We start from the raw sequence: 22,826 nt of genomic DNA on the forward strand, positions 1-22,826 counted from the left end.
TGATATCACTCAGGAGTAACACTCCATAGTCTTTCTGTTTTAATTAATATTGCTTCATCAATTTCCATCTTGTAAATATCAGGTTTTGAAGTGTTTAGTAAAAAGTCCAAGTCAAACTGAGGGTCGAAATATCCCATCATCATTGTCATAACGGCTCCGTGAGTTCCAATAACAACCTTTTGCCCCTTGTACTCGCTAATAATCTTTTTTAAAATAGTTACAACACGTTTTTGACAATTAGTAAAAGATTCCCCTCCAGGCAACGAAAATTCTGGGTCTGAAAACATCTTCTTTACTAATGGATACACCTCTTTATCAGGCATTATTTGATTATCACCAATAAAAACAACTTCTTTTAGGTCCTCGATAACAATCATTTCTTTGCCTAAAGATTTAGCTAGTCCCTCTATTGTTACTATTGCCCTTCTATATGGACTTGAAATGAACGTGTCTATACCCTCATCTTTCAATATTTGAGCTACAATTTGAGCATCTGATTCGCCCTTTAAAGTTAGTCCACGAGTTCTTTCGTTCCCTTCCGCTTTAGGTGATTCTCCGTGCCTGACCATGTATATGAAGGTTTTCATAAATTTTCTCCTTAGACTCCAAGTTTTCTAACTATTACCATCCTAAATATTCTAGAGTCTTACTGAACAATCCTGCCCTTTTAGCACAAAAGGCTGCACGCAACAGCCTCGATGTTTGAGATTTAACTATCGGTAACAATAGGTAAGCATTTGATACAATCTCCAGCTTTTCCCCTGTTCCACACGGAGCGTTCTAGTTTCCCAGTACTCCACGTTCCCATTCACTTTTTCAGTAATTTTTGAATGAGAAATGGAAAGAATATCCTCAAAACTTTCCGTGGAGAGCTAATGTTAAAATTCATCTTTGCCACCTGTATACTGTTATTCAGTCAACCTACCACTGTATCGGCAATACCAAACAAAGACGAAGCTGTGTGTAATGCAGTTATCGCAAGACTGCTAAGTCCGCAAATACAGGCCGAAGTAAAAAGATATTATGGGAAGATACTTGTGCATCCGCCAACTTACGCACCGTTTTATGGAACGCAAGTAACGTGTGAAGCAGCTTCAACGAACAAAACAACTTACTCCGTAACCGTCATAGTCATGCCATTTGTCAGTGCTCATGTTTCCGTAGGTGTCGACGAGATTAAATTTCTTTTCGGTTTGGACGGTGATGTAAAGACCGTTAGCTACAAGCACGTCGAGGATCACAAGTTACCGCCTCATTTACAGGACCTGTACCGTTAGTTGGAAAGCTATTCCTTTTTCTGTATGCCATTCCCCCACCAAACTTTCCTTTGCCTCAGTGAACAAAGCAGGTCCACGGGCCTGCTTTGTTTGACTGTCTTTATGAAGCTAACTTTTCCCGTTTAGCTCAATAATGGTTAACTATTCATGTCTCGACAATAGTGAAGTAATTTCGTGAATCCAGTCGCCGTTTTCGTCGGCTAATAAGGTATTCCAGCCGAGCAACTTTGCTTCACTGAAATTTTTATCTTGGTCATCAACAAACCAAATATTTTCCTTATGAGTAAACCGTGCATGAACAAGAGCGTATATTTCAGGATTAGGCTTACAATAACCAACTTGACTGGATATCGTTATACTGCGCACATATGGTTCAATTGGCTTCAGAATGGACTGAATCCACTCTATGCGATGGTTGCTTAATAGATGGATGTTTGCGTATTTGCTCCATGTCTGTACTTTCTCGATACCTGGCAGTGGACGAATATTTGAAAAAAGGATTTCTTTTGCCCTGTCCCTATTAATTGCAGGAAATTTCCTGCATAGCTGATTCCAGAACCCCTCCAGTGGTATCTTCCCAGTCCATAACTCTTCACGCATTTCCTTTCTAAACTGAAAAAGCACTTCATAAGGTGTATTTGACTCTTCCGAAAGTTCCTGCCAAAAAAGAGGAGAAAAATTTGTAGCAAGCACTCCAGCAACATCGAGGATTAATTCTTTCTTAGCCATATTTCGCTCCTTACTCCAACACGGTTCAAACATATTCGACTTAAGCGCAAAGCACCTTTTATTGCAACATTACTGCCAGTTAGCTGAGAAGGCTGCCGAACAATAATTATCGGCAGCTTTCTCATGTTTTGTCATTGAACTATTGTTCCTCGTTAGAGTAACAAGTACTTATCGACTTTTATTGTGAATTCGGTGTTATTGTTTCAGGAAATGCTTAGATAATCTCGAATCATTGAAACAAGCTTTGCAATTTGTTCGTCTGATAATGCTCCCGATGCGATTGAACGAGCGGCAGCCGGAACGTACCAGGTTCGTATTTCTTCCTCTGTTACCCCCGATAACTTACAGTACTCGTCGACGAAAATGTTAAAGGCAACTTTTCGTGAAGCTTCAAAGAAATCTATGACGTCAGCCGGGGTTTCTGGTGGCAATACGGCATATTCAATCATCACGCAAACTTCCGCGACATCCGCAGCGGGGTTTCCAAGCGAAGCATGCATCCAGTCGACCATGAACAGGTTACCGTTTCTCAATATCACATTTCCCGGGTTCGTATCACCGTGACAGAATTGCCGTTTGACGGGCAAATGATCCATATAAGTATGGATGGCAGATATTTCGTCATCGGTAAACGCTTCAGGATGGCCGATTATCGATTTCAAATGCTCGATTTGCTCGGTAATAATGCCGGAAACTTTTGCCTTGTGAATGTCATTCAGAACTATCGCGAATTTTCGTAGATCATTATCAGGTTCGCTAAAATCAATCTTTCGAAAAGAGTACAATTGCTCAAATATTCGATTCAAGATCGTTTCCCCGTCTATCTTTTCGAAAATAATACCGTGTCTTCCTTTCCATATCACTTTTTCAAACGGGCGGGCTGCTGGAAGTCCGTTTTCCCAGGCTACGGAGCAGTTCCGATATTCAAGCTGAACGGCTTCCGGTATCGTGTTTGAATGAAAAAGTTTGACGACTTTGTTGTCGCCACCCCATTCGTACACTTCACAACTCGAGCCCATACCTATACATTTACCAAGCATCGTCAAAGACCTCCCTGTTCGGTCAAATTTGAATATCGATATTATTCCAGAAATATCTTTTATTTCGCTATCCTACCTCCTCCCCGTTACTTCAAAAGGCTACCGAATATGCTGGCAGTCTGTTTCAATATTGTGCTACCGTTTCCTCGTTAATTCAATAAGGTTAGCATTTTTTTGGTTCTAACCATTCATTCTCTAAAATGCTCATTTCCCATAAACTCCAGTATTCGTCACCATTTTTCCTTGAGTCTCTAAGTAATCCCTCTTTTACAAATCCGGCCTTTTCATAACAAGCAATTGCTGATACGTTAAAATCAAATACACCAAGACTAACTCTAAGTAATCTAAGTTCATTGAATGCAACTTTAAGGATTTCTTTCATCATTACTTGACCAGTACCTTTTCCCCTTACATTTTTTTCTCCAACTAACACTTTTCCTACTCTGGCTGATTTATTCTTCTTGTCAATTTTACCCAATGATATATGTCCGATTACTTTTCCTGTTTCCTTATGTAAAACACCATAAATTAAAGTATTAGAGTTATCCTTATTTGCATCAATAAGATAATCCTCTAATTGTTCTTCAGTTAAAGGGAAACTAAAATTAGGACCTCCCCATTGTAGTAAAAACTCTGGAGAATCAATCCAATTTATAAGTTGCTGAAAATCCGAACGCTCAATATATTTTAATTCAACCATTTCACACTCTCCTCATTACTTTAACTTTTTTTATTAGATTGTACCGAATGATATTGACCTTGTATATCACTCCTTATTTTCACTAACCTCCCTCAATGGTGAATCGCTTAGCTCTTAAATGCTCTCTTTTTCTTAGATTTTGACCGGTTGTTCTTCTGAATAGAAATCATATCAGTGGAACTAAATTGAAAATGAAGAAATTTATGGGGCTAGTGAAGGCACAAAAAAGTCTCCACCTAAAACCACTCACTTTAAAAAGTGGTAAATACGGTAAAGTATGGTTGCAACTTTGGATCTCCACACGAGCTCATGGCGGTGAACCCTCCCATATCTCACAGAGTCTACGCTCCCACATTCCTTCATTCAACCTGTCCATGAGGTGGAGGTCAGATATGCTGCTAGGGCAGGATCTTTGTCCGTATGTTAACGTCGTTCTGACTCATCCATGCTTCTTGTTTTCTTGCTTTGCTTCGGTCATCATCACTAAAAAGCGTTCATTAAGCTGCTTGCGGTAACTCCGTAAATCGAGGAATATCCTGGATCATCTTTTCTTCACTGAACTCATGTCCCTTTTTCAATATGCCGAAAAAGATAAGGATGAGTTTGTTACATAACGCTATGAGGGACTGCATCTTCTTCAATGGATTCACAAGACGTTTAGTGTAATACTCGTCTAATGCTCGAAATGCTGCATTTTTAGCGACCAACGGCATCATTACTCTAAAGAGCAAGGCACGAAGGCGTTTTCGGCCTCTCTTGGTTATCTTGGTTTGTCCGATGTGTTTTCCTGAGGAATTTGTTTTTAAGTTCAATCCAGCAAGTTTCGTAATCTGCTTTGGATGACGGTACTAACTTATGTCGCCTACCTCTGCAAGAAATCCTGCGATGGTGTCCCTACCAATCCCTTTTATGGCTAACAATTTCTGTACATGTGGAATCTGCCCAAGCAGTTTATCCAGTTTAGACTCCAATTCTTCAAGCCTGCTCTGAAACCATTCGTACTGAGTCAGCAGTAATTTAAGCTCCATCTTAGCTAACTCCGAACCATTTCGTATGCCTACAGAACGGCTCGTTGCTTCCTTTAGATTCTTAATCCGACCCAGACCAAGCCCCCGCTTTGCAGCTTCTCTCAGGTGCTTTAGCAAGGTTTCATCCGGGCGTGAACAAGCTCGTGAGGCAGTAAATAAAGGCTCAGAATCTGGATGGCAGACTTGCACTCCCAATTCTTAAATATCGTCAGAAACTCTGGAAAATAGCGATCTAGCCAGTTATGGACACGTGCTTGCACAACACATAGGTCAGTCGCTTCCCGCAGTTCGGCAAAAATGCCCTGTGGTAGGCTTGGTAAGCGTATCTCCCGTCTTTGACCAGCTGTGCAATGACTTTGGCGTCCTTGATGTCATTCTTCGTTGGAGAATTGTCGTCTAGTTCTTTACTTTTCTTCACGTGAAGTGGATTTACCACACCGTACGTAACTTGTTTATCTCGTAGAAAATGAGCTAGGTTTAGCCAGTAGTGACCGGTCGGCTCCATGCCAACGAAGACCTCCTGAAAGCCTTGTTCCGACGAGATCTTTTGAAACCAACTAACGAATAACTCAAATCCTTCTCGGTTATTTTCAAATGTAATTGGCTTGCCGAACTCGACTCCGCGAGAGTCTTGCGCACGTGCCACATGCTTGAATTTTGCAATGTCGACACCGACAATTAGTGTAGAAGAAGTGATTTGATTAATTCTTTCTTTTTGAGTAGAATGCATCTTGTAGTCTCCTCGGTAATGTTTTTGGATCCGTTCGCTGGCCAGCATCTAGGACCCATGAACATCATACCAAGGAGTCTTTTTGTTTTTCAAACCTCGTATTTCTACATAACAGGAATCCTGCCCGTTAGTTGAGCGAAGCGAGTCTACTGCTGGTCGGTGTACTTAGCAACAATCGGTAGATGTTCTTTATTCGAAAAATTTTAAGAATCATAGGATGTACACTTAATCCAAAAATAAAAGGTAATAGTAAATACGATTATAGCGAGTATAAGCAAAAACGCACCGCTTAGAATTGGTATATATGTAAAAGCTTTTATTACTTCATCGGATGTACTCCAACTGGATGCTCCATTTGGTCTCGAGTTACTGATTGCAATCTCCTTACCGTGAAGTAAACCGTTAAATATTAAAATAAGCCCAATAATCGAAAATGCTATGGAAGAAATGAATGACCAGAGCAACTTTTTGTTTTGGTTAAAATTATTCTGCAACTTGACCCTCCTCAAAAAAAGTCTTTACCCCTAATTTTAATACCGCTGTATGTACTCAATTTTTGGATTAAATTTACTCTCATAGACATCTTAACTTCACTATCCTCCCTTTAGCGGAATACTATCTTGATTGGCGCAGAAACTCGCGCGGAGTAACCCCTAGGATACGCTTGAAATGGCGGTGCAAATGGCTCTGATCGCTGAATCCGAGCGTTACGGCAACGTCATGTATGGCATTTCCTCCGAGCAGCAGTTGTTGCGCTTTGCGAATTCGCTCCTGTAAGACATATTGATGTGGAGGCAACCCCATTTCTTCCCTAAAGAGCCGAACCAAATGCGAAGAACTGACATGAGCCGCTGCCGCAAGAGCACCCAAGGAAATCTCCTGCTCAAGATGCGCATGAATATAATCCAGGGCGCCCTCCAACTGCTTTCGGACCAGTCGTTGAGGCGCGCTTGTCTTCCGTTCGGCAACTGTACCGTAGCGTTGCAGCAAATGAACCGACAACATTCGAATGAGCGACTCGGTATAAAGTTTGCCACCCGGTTCGCCCTCTTTCAAATCCGCCATCAGCCACTGAGCCAAGTGTACAACTCGGTCGTCGCGCAACCGAATCTGCCTGCCGAAATCGATAGCACTTCCGTTCGAGAGTTCCATCTCGGCAGCAACATGGTTGGTTAAGGCCGGAGGCAAATCCAGCCGAATAAATGAGAGGTCCTTTTCCCACCTGCAGAACGACATATCGCCGGCCGAGAACAAGTTGATGTCGCCCTGATGCGCCACACCTTCTCCAGAATACCCATCCGCTCGCTCGAACACGCGCACCGGCTGTGGAGTCAGATGGATCACAAGCAGATGGTTAGACAAAACCGGCTCGAAAGCTTCTTGTGGAGGAACACCGTCCACACCTGATAACTTCACATCGGACCACCATGAAGTGTCACCTGTCACTACTGAAACGTTTGGCAAGTTGTCTCACCTTCCAATATCGATATTTTTGCAGAGACACCCGAAAACTTCTAACTTCATTTTATCCAGAATATGGATTAGGATCAATGCAATAAATGAGGTGAATAAGCATTTTGTACAAAAACATGATAATTATGTTCAAGAAAGACCGGCCTGGCGCACGATATACTTTAACCAAGATAAGATAAACCATTATGCTTAGGAGGATGAGTAAAAAATGAAGTATGCGAAATTGGGCAATTCCGGTTTGATCGTATCCAGGTTAGCGTTCGGGGCAATGACTTTCGGCTCGGGGAACATTCCAAGCGTGTATAAAGTAGATCAGGATCTAGGGCAAAATCTGGTGGACCATGCACTCGATGCCGGCATTAACTTCTTTGACACAGCGGATGCTTACGCAGGCGGACAAAGCGAAGAAATACTCGGGCAATTGCTGGGTGCGCGTAGGAAAGAAACGATCATCGCCACGAAAGCCGGCATGCGGGTGGGTCCTGCCCTTGTCCAAGCCGGGCTTTCCCGCAAACATTTGTTCGTTGCGTGCGAAGCGAGCTTGGCCCGATTGAATACGGATTATATTGATCTGTATATCGTCCATAAGACCGACCCGTTCACACCGCTTGAAGAAACGTTGGAAGCGCTGAACGATCTTGTCCGGCAAGGCAAAGTGCGGTATATCGGCTATTCCAACTGGCCGTCTTGGCTTGCTGCCCAAGCACTTCAGATGCAGCGCGAACGCGGATGGGCTCCCTTCATCAACGGACAAATGTACTACTCTTTGATCGGCCGGGATGTTGAGCACGACACGGTGCCGTTCATGACGAACAGTGGGGTCGGTTTAACGGTATGGAGCCCACTGGCCAGCGGTTTCTTAAGCGGCAAATATACGCGCGACAACTTGAACGATCCGAACAACCGGCTAAGCGGATTCGATTTCCTTCCGCATGACAAGGAAAAAGGCTTTACGATTCTGGATACTGTAAGGGAAATTGCGCGACATCATGGCGCAACTCCTGCGCAAGTGTCGATCGCTTGGCTGCTGGCGCAGCCCCATGTAAGCAGCGTACTGCTGGGTTCGAGTAAAATAGCTCAGCTCGACGAAAATTTGAGTGCCGGTGACCTGGAGCTGACACCAGAAGAACTCGCGACCTTGGATCAATTGACGCGCCCTGAACCGCTGTATCCGAACTGGTTTACGACCAACCTGCTTGACCCTCAAGTTACCGAGGCATTGAAGAAACATCTATCTTGAGACAGTTGATTTTGAAATTTCCAGACTGCCGGTAATTAAAACGCCATTGGAATTGAAATAGCTTAAAGGAATAACTTTTCTAGCAGTTTTTTGCCATACTGCCTTTTAGCATAACGAGGCTGCCGATCGATCCTACGGCAGCCTTGTTATGTTAGTTATTCAACTCTTGTTTCCCGTTTAGCTGAATTACCTTATTGAGTCTTTGATCTATTCAATATGCAAAAAGGTATTCACCCATTTGAGTGAATGCCTTTTACATCAAAACTTCAAGACTTTCTTCCGATTTTCCTAGGCGGTTGTCTTACAGTGGCATACGTCCAATCAAGCAATATGTACCGAACATATAATTGTACCGTAGGGACAAATGACCTGAGGGGAATGAGTAAACATGGGAGAATTAGGTTATGGTGCCGTAGGTCATCATCATCATCATCATCATTATGTAGGTTATGGTGGCCTAGGTCATCATCATCATCATCATCATGTAGGTTATGGTATGGGCAACAATGTAGCATTTATCTTAATTCTTTTTATTCTTTTGGTAATCATCACATCAACCTTTGCATGGTAATTCCTTAATCCAAGGTAACTAAATAAAACACCTCACTTTTAGAGCGAGAGGTGTTTTTTGGTTTTTCGCAAAACACAAAAAAAGCAGCACCAGTGTGGGGTGGACTGAACTATCGTTTTCCGTTAAATAAATTAGTTTTCCGTTTTTATTGAGTGTCTTCATCGCTTTTGTACTCCAAAATATCACCTGGTCTGACAATCCAAAGTCTTACATATCGCTTCTAATGTTGAAAAACGAACCGCTTTAGCTTTCCCATTTTTCAGAATGGAAATATTCGCCATAGTAATTCCAACCCTCTCCGAAAGTTCTGTTACGCTCATTTTCCTTTTTGCCAACATCACATCAACATTGATGATAATCGCCATGATATTCACCTCAGATCGTTAAATCATTTTCTGATTTTATATTAATAGCTTGTTGTAAAAGTCTTTGGAGAACAGCAGCAAAAACGGCGATCACCATAGAGGCGAAAATAATGACTAATCCGATTGGTATGAAACTTGGAGGGTCAACTCTTTTCCCCATGAAATAGTAGAGTGGCATACCTAGCAGGTACAAGGTACTGATCGTGATGGCACAGTATTTTATATTCTTTAAAGCCTTTACAGATAATTCCGAGAACGCTTGGTTCTTATCAATATAGCTTAAAAGTTTAAAAGCTTGATACAGAGCAAAGTAAAAAGGTATCGCTGCCGCGTACATATCGATTAAAACGAGAGATTTCATATAAGCAATATCTGGATACAATTCTCCAGCAAAACTCCCGATCTTAGGCACCAAAAATATGCACAATGCAAGAACTGGGATTCCTATAAAAATAACAGCTAGCTTTAAAAAGAGTGTCGTAACTTGTTTCATAAAAAGCACCTCGTTAATTAAATTTTACCGAAACGTTAATCATTTTCTGGTTTTAATTCAAGGATGTTTTTTAATGGCTTTTGAAGTGCATCCACAAATAATTACCTTTAAGAAAGTGGTTGAACCTCGTTTAACATTCATTTAAAACACCTCCACTTAATTAATGACAACATAATTTTAGCATATGATATATCGTTTTTCAATAAATTAGTATTGTTTTATATTATATTATTATTGAAATATCCTTTTAATTTTGACAAATCGGGTAGGAGGCTACCCATTAATTGAATAGCCGACCTCCCACACCACCGTACGTACCGTTCGGTATACGGCGGTTCCTAAGTTTACGCAGTGACTTGTCGATAATAATCTGAAAAGAATAAGAATCCGAGTCCTTTGATCGTGTTATTTCCGAGGGATTTGTTGAGGATTGGGCTATTGGAGGTTCTCCAATAGCTCTTTCTTGTGTTGGCGTACTCCCATGCTTTCTGTTTCTGGATTCCGAGTAATTGCAACATTGCGAACTTTGTCTGCACTCGTTTCCATTGTTTCCAGTAGATCATGCGGATTCGCCTTCTCATCCATTCGTCCGTAGTTTGGAGCAGTTTCTTCATGTCGGCTATTTTGAAATAGTTGACCCATCCCATTATGTAGCGTCTAAGTTTCTCCACACGATCTTCATTTCCTACTCCATTACTTCTGGATGTAAGCTCCTTTATTTTAGCTTTCATCTTTGCAATGGATTTCGTGTGAATTCTGACCCTTGTTTCTCCATTTCGCGGATAGAATGAGAATCCAAGAAATTTGACTCTCGTCGCCTCGTCCACTACCGTTTTCTCCCGATTCACTTTGAGAAATAACTTCTTCTCGATGAAAGGAAGAATGTTCTCTAGTGTCCGCTCGGCGCTCCTTCTACTTTTGCAAAAGATGAGAAGGTCGTCCGCGTATCGCACAAACTTATGATCGCGGCTTTCCAACTCCTTATCCAGCTCGTTTAGCATGATGTTGCTCAGTATTGGACTTAAGTTTCCGCCCTGCGGCACGCCAACTTCGGATTCCTCAAAGCGATGTTCCACGATGACGCCAGCTCTCAGATACTTATGTATGAGTGAAATGACTCGCCCGTCTTTGATGGTTCTCGATAGCACTTCGATGAGCTTATTTTGGTTAACCGTGTCAAAGTATTTCTCTAGGTCCATGTCGACTACATATTTGTATCCTTCCTCTATGTTATTTTGACTTCTCCTGATGGCATCGTGTGTGCTCCGCTTGGGGCGGAATCCGAAACTGTTCTCTGAGAACTGCTTCTCGTAGATGGGTGTAAGTATTTGGGCAATTGCCTGCTGGATAACTCGGTCCACGACGGTCGGGATTCCTAGATTTCTTTTCTTTCCGTTCTCTTTCGGTATTTCTACCCTTCGAACGGCATTCGGACGATAGTTTCCGTCCAGAATGGACTGCCTGATGTTCTCTCCGTTCTCTTTGAGATATTGCAGAAGTTCATCTACTTTCATCCCGTCGATACCATGAGAGCCTTTATTCGCTTTGACCTTTTTGAACGCTTGGTTCATGTTGTCTCTGCTCACGATTTCCTCAAGTAGTCCCTTCTTCGACTCGTTTGCGTTGGTGTTGCCTGTTTCAGTTATCCTCTCAGGATTGTGCACTCCCGCATATCCTTCATGTTCCGCATTATCTTTCTGCTTGGAGCCTTCTGCTCGAAGTTGGCTGCCCTTTATTCCTGTATTGGTAACTTTCATTGACTAACACCTCCTAAGGTTCAGCCCTTCCCTCATATCGTCGACTACATCAGGTACTATGGCCTCTGCTGACTTCTCATGATAAATCTTATTTCAACCGTGATTCGAAATGATCCTCTCACGTCCATGAGATCTCCCACGGTAAGACGATTCACTTTCCTTCCATGTACCCACATCATTTACATTGGTATGTCCGTGTAGTTATTGGACTTCGTTTTGTTATGCAAACTCATCCCATACCTTATGCCTGATAATGTTCGTGTTCCTTGGGTCGGAATTTTGCCTCCAGTTTCCTTCAGATTCCACCTTACGATGGACACCCTTGCTCTTGGCTAGTGGTTGGTAACTACAAACCCCCACAGTGGACTTTCACCACCTAGTTAATCGCCATGCGTGGCGCACATAAAAAAAGCATTTCTCATTACAAAGAAATGCTTTTACTTTAAAATGTTAAATTTACAACTGGTTCAACAAAACTGCCCTATAGATCGAGTGCCATAGGCCCATAATATCCTTGGGCTGGAAAGGACTTGTCTGATTAGTAAAAATTGAACTCAACTTTCCAAGGAACAAACAGATTTTCTTGAAACTCATAGTGAATGACAGTTTCGCCTATAAAACCCCCCGGAGAAATCTGCCCTGGTAGCCGAGAAATCAGCATATGATCCTTTATTTCAAAACGAATAATGTTGCCGAAATACAAATGATCGAACCATTTTTCTTGATCGATATCGATTTGCTTTGTAGAAAAATGCTGCTCTTTGCCATCTACAATGACCTGCACTCCAGATTTATTCTTTGAAGATGTAACCCTTTGCTTCACTACCGTTACGGGATCTACCAGTGGAATTTCACCAAAGGTCTTAGAATTCAAGATGTGCGCCTCTCGAATAGCAAGTCCTGTGCCATGATCTTTTGTCAAAACCACGACGATCTCTGGTACCTTATCATGGTTGATATCATCAGTAAAGATCTCAGGAGCATACGTTTTATTCACGGAATTGCTCCAGTTAAAGAACTGCTGTTTATCACCTGATTTTATGAAAATCCCCTGATAATTTCCTTGGACTTTATCACAAGCAATCATTAATGTATGTCCATCGCTCGAGCGAGCGATTTCTTGCAGTGCATTACAGTATTTATTCTGTTCAGAGAATACAGCCGATTGCAATAAGTAACATATCCACCCTGCTAATAAAAGCATCTTCATATATCCTCTTCTCCTCCATTCCTGTATCTGCTACGCGTTAGCTCAATGACGGCTGCCTCGCGGCAGCCGTTTTGGTGTTGAACTCGTTATCCGTTAGCGAAATACCTGGAAGTTACAGTTTTTCATGTGGTTCTCTAAAACAATGGGTCCTAGTGTATTTTCTTTTGAATTAGAAAGTCGAACTTGTACAGAAGTATTTTCTAAGTATGGACCAGAAATTTCATCGAACCTTCCAGCCCATGTTGGATCTTTTTGATAATCAGATACGGGGTATAATGTGAATCTCCAACTGATAACACCAGGCACTTGAGCAAAGCCTTCATAACGGTCATAGTTCCCCCTAGAAGAGGGATCTGGCAAGTATTGGGCATTAATGCTTAAGCTTATTTTTCCAGAGCTAAACAACCTTTTGATGGGATAAGTAAGAGCCACGCCTTTTGCATTAATAGAAGGAACATTATCTTTAGCATTTAAAATAAGGCTGCAAGCATTTGTTCCTTCAAGTGGCTGTGCGTGGGAGATAGTCATACTCGAAAAAGCTGTCATTAAACATAAGAAAATCAGAATTTTTTTCATTTCACCAATACCTTTTTTTGTATATTATCCCTCCGTTCAGCAAAGGTATCCGAAATTCTAAACGTATCGAAGCAGCATTACTGCCCGTTAAGCTGAGAATGCCGCCGATCATTTGATGTCGTCAGCCTTCTAATCAATAGGCTTTATGAATTTCACGTTTGAAAGTCGGAATGTGTAGTTTGAAAAACTCCTGTCAAATTTGTCCAACACCGTCGTGAATGAGGTATCGTCATTTTATTGTACACCTGATACACTCGTTTCTGTATTGCCCCATATATCTTGCACCTTAGCGTGCGCATGCAGCATTTGGGGGGCTAATGGATCCAAAAAGCTTTGAAGATTGGGATATGCGTATATGTTTGTTGTTTTCTGTAAAAGGATGTCGGTGTTTATCACTATTCCAGTTGGCTGTTCATATCTATGGGAGACCCAACCTTGCTTTCCATCATTCGTGGTTACTTTGTAAAAGTCCCCCTGTTGGGCAATTGCACTTACGAGTTGCGGTTCGATCACCGCAGCAATAGGAATATAGGGTTGATTTGCAGGTGCGTTAAAAAGCGATGCTGTTCCTTGCAAGGAAAATAAAGTATTAAACTGGATGCGTTGATCACAGTCGTCTTTACGATTTAGAATTTCGTCAGACTTCGTAAAATGAGTATTAGACTGATCCCAATGAAAGAAATGCGGCAGCCATGGACGAGAAAATAAAGTCCTAGACTGCCGCTGGTTTTATTGAACTATCTATAGTGAATAGATTAAATGATTACCTCCAAAATGTAATCTTGTCAGAACTTAATCGAACTGACTCATGCCCTTCTTCCTTGGCTTTTCCTATTGAAATAATCATTACTGGCGCATAGCGTTCTGCATCTAAATCAAATGCTTTTGCTACCTGATCAACTTCAAAGCCTGCCATTGGATTCGTATCATACCCATGTGCATGAGCTACCAACATTAGCTGCATGGCAAAAAGGCTGCTATCGATTTTTGCAACTTCAATTTTCAGTTCTTTTGGCAGAGTCGGAAACATCGATAGAATTGTACCGAGTTGACGATCTCGTACTTCAGCTGGCATTTTTCCTTGCTCCACGGCTGTATTGTAAATTTCTTCAGCATATAAATAGCTTTGGGTATCACCAAAAATTAATAACATGGCGGATGAAGTATCGTTTTGTAATGTATTGAAACGCACAAGAGGTCTTAGTTTTTCTTTTCCTTCCGGAGTATCAACCACAACTACACGCCAAGGCTGCATATTTGCAGAGGACGGGGCCAAACTGGCTTCCGAAATAATTTCGCTCATCTCTTCTTTCGATATTTTAATGTTCTCATCATAATTACGCACAGAACGTCGCTCCTTGACGATACTGGCGAAATCGTTATTTAGAATATTGTTAAACATAGAATCTCTCCTTTTGATAACATTAGATTTTTTGACATTGTGTGTGTCGTTCGTTATCATATTCGTATTATGAACTATAAACCTAGGTTTATAGCAACAAATAAAGAGGTCCTATTATGAAAATAAATGATGTTTCAAAATTAACGGGTCTGCCAATATCAACATTGAGATTCTATGAACGTAAAAATCTAATTCCGGACACATTTGTTAAAAGAGATGTGAATAATTATCGTATTTACTCTGAAGAAATTGTTGAATTTCTAAATGATGTGAAGGCACTTTTATCCGTGGATTTTTCTATAGAAGAGTTAAGTTTGCTAGTAAATCAACAACTTAATCTATCATACGAGGTAAAGAAAAAAATGGTTGAACAAAAAATCAAAGAAATTGAAGATATCCAGAAGCGATTAAGAAATTCGAAAAAATTCTTGAGTGCAATCTTGGAAGGAAAAGCACATTTTCAAACAAAGTGTTAAGGATAATTAACATAAACACAGGCCGCCGAATTTATCACCGGCAGCCTGCTAGATCATGTTATGAAGCTATTGTTCTGTGTCCCTCCGTTCAACTCCCACGCCGTTATTAGAGAAATATTACAAAAAAGGCGACTTAATAGTCATTAATCAATGCTAGCTTAGATCATACACACAATCACTCTACTATTTTTTTTCATATATTGAGGTATCAAAAAATAGGAGTGATTAATTTGGTGCGTATTCTTGATAAACAAGCCGTTCAGCCGCTTCGTAGATTTAACTTATCAAGGTCTTTCATTATCCCACGTTCCCCAAAAAGGGTTCTCCTTGCATCCATTCGTATAAGAATTCCATCGGTCAATGCTCAACCTAATCGGGTTGAACTGGTTGCAACAGTTGGTGTAAGGGGTATTACGGGCATTGCTCAAATTCTCTTTAGAATCTTCCGCGATGGCAGAGAAATTTTCAATACAATACAAGGGATTGAATCTGCTGGTTCTGAACAAAACTATGCTGTTACATTTCAGGCAATCGATAGAAATGTAAGTTCAGGAAATCATGTTTATACCGCGACCGCGGAAAACCAAACCGCAAATACAAGAGCTGATGTTGTTGGTCCGATTTCTTTTAGTGGGTTAGCTGTTAAAACTAGCAGTTAATACTTTGAGCACCTGAATAAGGTGCTTTTTTTCATGTATAATGGACTCATTTCAAGTGCTATCGTTCTGCGTTAGCACAATAACTGCTATGATTTCTTTTTTCTGACTAATTTGAAAATCAATAAAACAATTAAAACAACGATTGCCACTGATATCAGTTGGATAATTGCTGTACTTAATTCAAAATGCAAAACACGCGCAATACTCCCGTTAGTGTAACAAAAAAGTCTCCAATTTGATCCGTCGGAATGAGATCAAGTTCTTGTCACGCTTGTTCGAATTGACACAAATTACATAAAGTGATATGGTCATAGCAACAAGACGTTCCGCCTTTTTTCTGCGGAATGTCTTGTTGTACTTTTTATGGATATTTTACATTTAATGTATTTATTTTGCGAAGGGGTGAGGACCTATGTGATTCTGCTGTACATTCTAGTCATCAATCAACAGTTTAGGGAGGAACACAGAGTGATTCAGGTAAAGGAGTTTTTAGATACGGATACGTCTTATGCGGAGACAAGAGCTAATCAGTTTTTAGCCGGTTTAAAGGATGAGCAAGTTGTTAATGTTTGCTATGGATCCATCATGAAGTCATCAGTAAACGGGGCGGGTTTCCAACGTAGTGCTATCCTCGTTGTTTATAAATCGGGAGAAAGCAATCCTAAGTAAAATGAGGTGTTCTCACTAAAATGGAGACCTTCTTTAAACTGCTCTCAGTTATCTCTACAGTTCTTATTGCAGTAATCCTACTTGGTTTAATCTTACAGAAGTATTGAAAAAAGTTTTTAAGAAAATAATTTCCCGGAGGTTTTGTAAATGAGGCAAATAGATCGATATTGGAATCTAATTATTTGGGGTGGAATCTACGATGAACCGTAGTCATATGTCCAATCCTCACCGGAGTCGACTTGTTGATCAGCTTGTTTTTCTTGACGAGCAAATGACGATGTTTCTTGACAGTTATTCTTCACAGCAGAAGATTCAAGTGCATAAGAGTATTAAACAATATGTGAAAATATTGGAGAGGTTACTTGAGCTTGATGATGTTAATCTTGTAAAAACGTTGAGCAAAGTTACAGTAATAGGAAGTAGCATTACTATTTGTTACGAAGAGGAAGGATCTAATGAATCATTTACGGTGGTCCTCCCAACAGAAATAGATCCGGATCAAAATAGGATATCGTTGTTTTCGCCAATTGGAAATCAATTGTTATCGAGGTCAACAGGCGAAACCTTCATTCTTCAAACTCCGGAGGCTGAATATTCCGTTCGGATTGTAGGGACAGCACTTAGCTAAAGTTGGAACCATAAACAATGGTGTCCGGTGAAAATAAAGTGATAGAATGGCTCTGAAAAAAGAAACAGCGGCGGACTAGGACTCGAAAATAAAGTCTTAGACTGCCGCTGTTATATTGAGTTAACGTTTCTCGTTAGCGTAACAATAGATTTAATTCAGGAGATTGGAAAATTTATTACTGGTCTAAAACCATGGTCGTTAGAATCACGCCTATCCGGTGGATAGAACAAACGTTGAGATCCTCTGCTTGTATATGTTGGACTAGACCAAGAACCACCTCTTAATATTCTGCAAGGTGCATGACCAGATCGACTTCCATTAGACCTGAAGAACATATTTGCAACAGTGTCTCCACATCGGCAATCATGTAGATCCAATGAATCTCCCAAAGAAAGATTCTACCTTCCGGTCCTCTAGCTGTCTCCCATTCAGCTTCATATGCAGTCTTACTCCCGCCCAATCACAATAAGCCACTGCATCTTCCCAAGAAGCAGAACTTAGAGGAAGATTTTCTGTTCCTTTAACGGGTTTCCATCATGCCAAGCACTGTTCAGTCGAACATCGATTTCAACTTCATGATGAAATAACTCCCCAACCCATCCCTTCCCTCCAACTTGAGCATTAAACCAATCTTCATGCCATTCGTTCTTTGTCCAAAGTTGCCTAACTTCAAATTCATTGCTTCCCATCATGAATGTTCCAGATGGTACCCAAATAAGAGTTGATCCATCTTTTGGATTAATATGAGTATTCAAACATTTTAACCTCAAATTCAGGTCAGTTTTTATAAGTACTCATTTAGTCCCGAAATTGTCTTTAGAAAACTGTATGAACTATATTCGTTAATTTCATGAAATATCCCTTGCTTATTATTACGATCAATTAAAAAAGCAGGTTGCCTCAGCTGCCTGCCGTATTTCAAGTATCGTTCCTCTTTAACAGAAAGAGTTATATTACCGTTAAAATTTGATTTTTATGATGGTTGTCGTGATCGTTAAATTCGTGAATGAGGTAAAGCAAGGAATAGGGTGTGCCGGTGTGCGGGCAAGTTTCTACTCCGTTCGCGGTAACATGTTTAGCAACAACATCAGGATCGGCTAACAGTATTTCAACAACCAGCTGAAGACGGGTTAGCTTAAATTCATCGAGCAGACGATCTTTAGAAATTCCCGATCTGGCATATTCATAAGCTATTTTGTTAAACGAATCAAAATCCGGAAATACCATTCCTTCACCTTTTTTAATCGCTGGTATAATCGTCGAAATAAGGTAAGTATCCCAATTTTTAAGATGCGAAATAATTTCTCCTACTGATGCTTTTCCTTCAGAAATAGGTTGTAACCAAATGCCCTCGTGTACATCAGTTAAGGTATCCGTCCACTCTGTAAATTCTTTATACCGAAGAATCGTACTTTTACCCAAGCTAATCATATTGGAATCTCCATTTCATCTTGGAATAATAACCCACTTCTATACTACCGAATATACGTTCGTTTGTGAAGGTGTGATTTCTTAACTATTCTGTCCGTTAGTTGAATAAAACTCATTATTTTATCGGACCTTCCTTCTTAATGATCTTAATCTAGTTATTAACGATGATTATGTGATACTAGCAGCTCATATGGGGGGCATAAGAAAAGCACAACCGTTTGATGCTGCTTGAGGTTGTTTATGAATTTTTCCTTTTTTTGGGGGAAGTATAACCATGAGGTGATTACATGAGAAAGACCTTCTCAACCGTTCTAATTTCATTGTTTATAATTACAACATCAAGTATGTACGCTGCCAATGCAGAACCACATGTACCATCACAAGAAACGAAAGAAAAACTAACCCAAGAAACCCTGATTACAACACTCTCCCCACACATTCAAGAAGCAATTGCTAATTATTACGGTTATCCAAAACAGTTTGCTTTATTTTGGACGAAAATATTGGACATACAAAGGGAATCTCAAGGTGGGTATTCTTTCAAAGTAAAATTACAAGCCAAGACATTTGAACATGCACATTCCTCACCCATAGGAATTGAAACAATCACTATGAATGTAAGCCCCTTTGGGGTTAAGATAATCAACTTTGAACACCAAGGAGATGAGTGGGAACAAAAGATTGAGCAGTTTAAAAAAGAACTCCTTGATGATATTATTAAATCGTTTAATTTGGATTTAACTCACTTCCAAAAGTATGATTATAGGCAATTAGAATATTTAGCTGAACAGGGTAACAGTAACTTCGTGTCTATACACAAAATAAATGAAGAAATTGTCATTGAATTAAACAAGGACATTAAGCCACCTTATAAAAACTTCATTAATCCCTTTACCTTTGTAAAAGACGATAAAGCATACATTTTGTTTAAAAAAGCTGACGGAACTAACTTCGTTTATTCTTTAATTAAGAAGGATAATAATTGGGTAATAATCAAAAAGAAAAGTAAACAAGGTAAGGTAATGCCAAGAGAACTTCTTTGGTACATGTTTAAGCGATTGATGAATGAATGATTGAATCCAATCCACATCAACCTGTAATGCTTCTACGCTCATGGGCATCTTCCATATAAGCTCTGTCTTGCCAGACTTCTTTTCGGCAAATATTCTACCGTTATTGCTATCACCGATTTCTTCTATCTTCAACGTGTAAGGTAAAAGGAATAGTCTGGAACTTTAGTACGGTCGATACCAATATCTACTTTAATTAAATTTTGATTTGAATCACTTGTCGTACCTGACTGAATGATACCTACCTCACTATTTAATTCAGTAGTATTTTTTGCTAAAGCACTGATTATGGTTGAAAAATTATAACCACTTTTGTTCAGATATCCTAAGCTACCGTCACGATGATGGGTTGATTCTTTGTAATAATTATGGTGTGCACATGTTGTGCCGCTAAGTCGCCGTCCGGTAGACATAAAGTCCACCCATCCGACTGCTCAACGACATAATCCGCACCCGTTGATAATATTTCTCCGATATCATCCTATTCCTTCGTCGTCATTCCGACACGTGTGTGACGTTTCATTTCACTTATTGTCAACGCAACGATTTTACCGATTTCCGTAAGACCATCAATATCTTTCTGGGAGCCAATTGTCATAGAAAGACCTGTTATTTTTTATACATTTATTTTATCACGCTGGAATATTATTCCACTAAACTGCCCTTTATCAGAATAGGCTTCAGATAAAATCACTTGCATCCTAGGTATTACAATATTATGGAGAGATTGTTTTTTGTTAGATTTATAGGCAATTTCTATAACTTTTTTTCCACTCACTAAACTTCTCCATTAGTTGAAATTCATCTTGGCTGCCGATTATTTTTTGGCCTGTTGACAAAGTACCTTTATGAAGGAATTGACGTTTGGGAACCCGCACAAACACTGGGTTTCTAAAAGTCATTTTCCGCAAAAAAGGCTTTAGTCAACAGGCCCTTTTTTCTGTCGGCAGCCTTCTGATGTTTAATTATTAAACTAATGTTCTGTGTTAGTTCAGTCGATCATCATCTCGTTTTTTTCATAATTTGTTATTCGATAAATTAGGACTATATAACCTCATACTTCCTATTGCATCTCCACACCACCTCAAATTACCTTCATCTCTTTTACATTGTTTGACATAGTGAATATATTATCAATTGCTAATCTTTTACCGAAATTTAACATGCAAATAAATTATTATTATACTAAAATACTTTCTGTATCAAACCATCTCAAGTTTTACTTATAGTGAGTATTTAGTGATTGTTCGAGCAAATTTATTAATAAGGAGAATGGGATAATGGGATATTTTAAAAAGAAGGTTGCAATTTTGTTAAGCGTGTGTTTTGCGTTTTTCTGCTTTTCAGGAAGTTTTTTCAATACGAATGCAAATGCTGCTACTCCATCTCATGTTGTTATTAGTGAAATTTATGGTGGTGGTGGGAACAGTGGTTCGTCGTACAAAAATGATTTTATTGAAATCTACAATCCTACTAATTCTAGTGTAAGCTTGTCTGGATGGTCTGTTCAGTACGCTTCTGGAAGCGGCACATTTAGTAACATCACAAATTTATCGGGCAGTATTGGCGCTCATCAATTCTTTTTAATCGCAGAAGCAAGTGGTGGTAGTGGAACTGTTAATCTACCGACTCCTGATATCACAGGCACTATTAACTTAAGCGCAACCGCCGGAAAAGTTGCATTGGCAAAAGTTACTACCTCTGTATCCGGCTCAACAGATTCAAATGTTGTTGATTTTGTAGGTTACGGTTCTGCAAATGATTCAGAAATTTCTCCGGTAGGCACACTTTCAAATACGACAAGTGCAGAACGTAAAGATAACAACGGTGGAACAGCTCAGGGGCAAGGTAATGGTTGGGACACTAACAATAATGCAAATGACCTGTATATTACAAGCACTATAAATCCTCAGAATTCCTCAAGCACAGCGGAGCCGTCCTTATCACAACCTAAAGATGATGATAATATGGCATTAGGTAATCCAAGCGATGCAACCAGTGATGTATCCAATTCCAATAACTATTTGATGATTAAAAAACAATATGTTTTTTCCTACAATAACAGCAAACACGAGCCTAACTGGACCAGTTGGCATGTGACTTCCACTGATCTTGGCAGTGTTGTACGTCAGGATGATTTTCGCGCAGACACAACACTGCCTTCAGGATGGTATGAGGTTAAAGCGACTGAATTTTCGGGTACTGGATTTGACAGAGGACACATGACCCCTTCTGGAGACCGTACAGCTACTGTTGCGGACAATTCAGCAACATTCCTGATGGATAATATGATTCCTCAAGCGCCAAATAACAACGAGATTACCTGGGCAAACTTGGAAAACTATTCGCGCTCACTTGTAACAGCCGGCAACGAGTTGTTCATTATTTCTGGAGGTTACGGTAGCGGGGGTACTGGTTCCAACGGATACATGACTACGGTAGGGAATGGAGTTGTGGTACCATCAAAGGTATGGAAGATAATCGTAGTGTTGTCTAACGGAAATAATGATATTAGCAGGATAACAACTTCAACCAGAGTAATATCTGTTTTGATGCCCAATGACCAGACGGTTTCTAGTCAGCCATGGGGCAACTACCGAGTAAGTGTAGATGCTATTGAGTCTTTGACTGGCTATGATTTCCTTTCTTCCGTACCAACTAGCATCCAAAATGTCATTGAGGCCAGTGTTGATAATGGTCCTACGAATTAATATAATAGTTGCCCAAATACATATTAAGCTTAAAGATTTGTAGTATACATGATAAAAAGGATCGGTGGAATAAAATCCATCGGTCCTTCCTTCTTTGAGATGGTGCATTACTAGGGCAACCACAGAGCTATCCCTTATTCTATGGGATTATTATTGAAAATACATCACTCCACCCTGCACCCATCCGTTTGCCATAGCGTCAAAAAGTTCCGTACTGTCGAGTCTTTAATTTTGGCCAGATCATTTGTGATATTGACACCGGCTACCGGTCCACATCCCCTGTCCTGCTTCGTGATGGTATCATACCAACCCTGGTCGCCACCATCTTATTAAAATTATCATTAGTAAAAACAGAAAAGTACCGCCGCTTTCGGGGTGCTTACTCCTTATGCTCGAATGAATTCAGTTGTCTGCAGTGAGGGCAATAAATGTTGATAGAGTATATATTCCCTATCTTCTCAACGATCCTAGCCTGTGGCTTATCGATAGTTGCAACTGAATAGCTTTGCGCATTCATAGGTTGAGCAACTAGCGACATCCATTCGAATTCCTTTGAACAATTAGCACAGATACGCTTCCCGTCAATTCTCA

23 protein-coding genes and 2 pseudogenes are annotated in these 22,826 nt (G+C 40.2%); 9 read left to right on the plus strand and 16 right to left on the minus strand.

The features are described from left to right. Positions 1-5 precede the first annotated feature (5 nt). Entirely contained in the window at positions 6-587 is a 582-nt protein-coding gene (locus ACBP55_RS19690) for a histidine phosphatase family protein (protein ID WP_464644317.1), read from the minus strand. A 288-nt stretch (positions 588-875) separates the two neighbouring features. On the opposite strand from ACBP55_RS19690, the gene ACBP55_RS19695 reads away from it, so the two are divergent. Next, positions 876-1,277: a DUF3888 domain-containing protein gene (locus ACBP55_RS19695; protein WP_464644319.1), complete on the plus strand. Its 402-nt coding sequence runs from the start codon at positions 876-878 to the stop codon at positions 1,275-1,277. Between the two features lie 141 nt (positions 1,278-1,418). On the opposite strand, the gene ACBP55_RS19700 is transcribed toward ACBP55_RS19695, so the two are convergent. The 5 genes and pseudogenes from ACBP55_RS19700 to ACBP55_RS19720 all read right to left on the minus strand — a co-directional run bounded on the left by ACBP55_RS19700 (position 1,419) and on the right by ACBP55_RS19720 (position 6,920). Next, on the minus strand, positions 1,419-2,006 hold the full coding sequence (locus ACBP55_RS19700) for an HAD family hydrolase (RefSeq protein WP_464644321.1): 588 nt from the start codon (positions 2,004-2,006) through the stop codon (positions 1,419-1,421). Between the two features lie 203 nt (positions 2,007-2,209). Beyond that, positions 2,210-3,046 (minus strand): phosphotransferase, encoded by an 837-nt coding sequence (locus tag ACBP55_RS19705; protein ID WP_464644323.1) that lies wholly within the window; start codon positions 3,044-3,046, stop codon positions 2,210-2,212. A gap of 163 nt (positions 3,047-3,209) precedes the next feature. Then, positions 3,210-3,746, minus strand: a complete 537-nt coding sequence (locus ACBP55_RS19710; protein ID WP_464644325.1) for a GNAT family N-acetyltransferase — start codon at positions 3,744-3,746, stop codon at positions 3,210-3,212. A 497-nt stretch (positions 3,747-4,243) separates the two neighbouring features. Beyond that, positions 4,244-5,504: pseudogene (locus ACBP55_RS19715) on the minus strand (IS110 family RNA-guided transposase). Positions 5,505-6,119: 615 nt separating this feature from the next. Continuing rightward, entirely contained in the window at positions 6,120-6,920 is an 801-nt protein-coding gene (locus ACBP55_RS19720) for a helix-turn-helix domain-containing protein (RefSeq protein ID WP_464644326.1), read from the minus strand. Between the two features lie 265 nt (positions 6,921-7,185). On the opposite strand from ACBP55_RS19720, the gene ACBP55_RS19725 reads away from it, so the two are divergent. Next, entirely contained in the window at positions 7,186-8,217 is a 1,032-nt protein-coding gene (locus ACBP55_RS19725) for an aldo/keto reductase (protein WP_464644327.1), read from the plus strand. A gap of 388 nt (positions 8,218-8,605) precedes the next feature. Then, positions 8,606-8,788: a sporulation protein YjcZ gene (yjcZ, locus tag ACBP55_RS19730; RefSeq protein ID WP_464644328.1), complete on the plus strand. Its 183-nt coding sequence runs from the start codon at positions 8,606-8,608 to the stop codon at positions 8,786-8,788. A gap of 145 nt (positions 8,789-8,933) precedes the next feature. Here yjcZ and ACBP55_RS19735 read toward each other — a convergent pair. The 6 genes and pseudogenes from ACBP55_RS19735 to ACBP55_RS19760 all read right to left on the minus strand — a co-directional run bounded on the left by ACBP55_RS19735 (position 8,934) and on the right by ACBP55_RS19760 (position 14,591). Beyond that, positions 8,934-9,153, minus strand: a pseudogene (locus tag ACBP55_RS19735) (helix-turn-helix domain-containing protein). Between the two features lie 10 nt (positions 9,154-9,163). Next, positions 9,164-9,646, minus strand: a complete 483-nt coding sequence (locus ACBP55_RS19740; protein ID WP_464644330.1) for a DUF2975 domain-containing protein — start codon at positions 9,644-9,646, stop codon at positions 9,164-9,166. Positions 9,647-9,990: 344 nt separating this feature from the next. After that, positions 9,991-11,403, minus strand: coding sequence for a group II intron reverse transcriptase/maturase (ltrA, locus tag ACBP55_RS19745; protein WP_464644332.1), 1,413 nt, complete (start codon positions 11,401-11,403; stop codon positions 9,991-9,993). Positions 11,404-11,941: 538 nt separating this feature from the next. Continuing rightward, the gene (locus ACBP55_RS19750) at positions 11,942-12,613 is read right to left on the minus strand and encodes a hypothetical protein (RefSeq protein ID WP_464644333.1); all 672 of its coding nucleotides are present in this window, start codon (positions 12,611-12,613) and stop codon (positions 11,942-11,944) included. A 93-nt stretch (positions 12,614-12,706) separates the two neighbouring features. Further along, positions 12,707-13,189: a hypothetical protein gene (locus ACBP55_RS19755; RefSeq protein WP_464644335.1), complete on the minus strand. Its 483-nt coding sequence runs from the start codon at positions 13,187-13,189 to the stop codon at positions 12,707-12,709. Between the two features lie 763 nt (positions 13,190-13,952). Further along, entirely contained in the window at positions 13,953-14,591 is a 639-nt protein-coding gene (locus ACBP55_RS19760; protein WP_464644337.1) for a nitroreductase family protein, read from the minus strand. Between the two features lie 116 nt (positions 14,592-14,707). On the opposite strand from ACBP55_RS19760, the gene ACBP55_RS19765 reads away from it, so the two are divergent. From ACBP55_RS19765 to ACBP55_RS19780, 4 genes are all read left to right on the plus strand, one after another. Next, positions 14,708-15,067 (plus strand): MerR family transcriptional regulator, encoded by a 360-nt coding sequence (locus ACBP55_RS19765; protein WP_464644338.1) that lies wholly within the window; start codon positions 14,708-14,710, stop codon positions 15,065-15,067. A 230-nt stretch (positions 15,068-15,297) separates the two neighbouring features. Then, positions 15,298-15,726 carry an exosporium protein C gene (locus ACBP55_RS19770; RefSeq protein WP_464644340.1) on the plus strand — a complete coding sequence of 143 codons (429 nt, stop codon included), beginning with the start codon at positions 15,298-15,300 and terminating at the stop codon, positions 15,724-15,726. A 468-nt stretch (positions 15,727-16,194) separates the two neighbouring features. After that, positions 16,195-16,395 carry a sporulation protein Cse60 gene (locus ACBP55_RS19775; protein WP_464644342.1) on the plus strand — a complete coding sequence of 67 codons (201 nt, stop codon included), beginning with the start codon at positions 16,195-16,197 and terminating at the stop codon, positions 16,393-16,395. Positions 16,396-16,594: 199 nt separating this feature from the next. Beyond that, on the plus strand, positions 16,595-17,023 hold the full coding sequence (locus ACBP55_RS19780) for a GreA/GreB family elongation factor (protein ID WP_464644344.1): 429 nt from the start codon (positions 16,595-16,597) through the stop codon (positions 17,021-17,023). 497 nt (positions 17,024-17,520) lie between these two features. On the opposite strand, the gene ACBP55_RS19785 is transcribed toward ACBP55_RS19780, so the two are convergent. Beyond that, complete coding sequence (locus tag ACBP55_RS19785; RefSeq protein WP_464644345.1) at positions 17,521-17,778, minus strand: hypothetical protein; 258 nt, start codon at positions 17,776-17,778, stop codon at positions 17,521-17,523. 193 nt (positions 17,779-17,971) lie between these two features. Then, positions 17,972-18,454 (minus strand): DinB family protein, encoded by a 483-nt coding sequence (locus ACBP55_RS19790; protein WP_464644347.1) that lies wholly within the window; start codon positions 18,452-18,454, stop codon positions 17,972-17,974. A 287-nt stretch (positions 18,455-18,741) separates the two neighbouring features. Between ACBP55_RS19790 and ACBP55_RS19795 the strand changes: the two genes are divergently transcribed. After that, positions 18,742-19,527: a DUF3888 domain-containing protein gene (locus ACBP55_RS19795; RefSeq protein ID WP_464644349.1), complete on the plus strand. Its 786-nt coding sequence runs from the start codon at positions 18,742-18,744 to the stop codon at positions 19,525-19,527. Positions 19,528-19,655: 128 nt separating this feature from the next. Here the strand turns inward: ACBP55_RS19795 and ACBP55_RS19800 are convergent, their stop codons facing one another. Further along, positions 19,656-19,937, minus strand: a complete 282-nt coding sequence (locus ACBP55_RS19800; RefSeq protein WP_464644351.1) for a hypothetical protein — start codon at positions 19,935-19,937, stop codon at positions 19,656-19,658. 203 nt (positions 19,938-20,140) lie between these two features. Beyond that, positions 20,141-20,302, minus strand: coding sequence for a hypothetical protein (locus ACBP55_RS19805; protein ID WP_464644352.1), 162 nt, complete (start codon positions 20,300-20,302; stop codon positions 20,141-20,143). A 502-nt stretch (positions 20,303-20,804) separates the two neighbouring features. Between ACBP55_RS19805 and ACBP55_RS19810 the strand changes: the two genes are divergently transcribed. Continuing rightward, positions 20,805-22,235: a DNA/RNA non-specific endonuclease gene (locus ACBP55_RS19810; protein WP_464644354.1), complete on the plus strand. Its 1,431-nt coding sequence runs from the start codon at positions 20,805-20,807 to the stop codon at positions 22,233-22,235. Positions 22,236-22,826 lie beyond the last annotated feature (591 nt).

Source organism: Paenibacillus sp. WG02, from assembly GCF_055396115.1.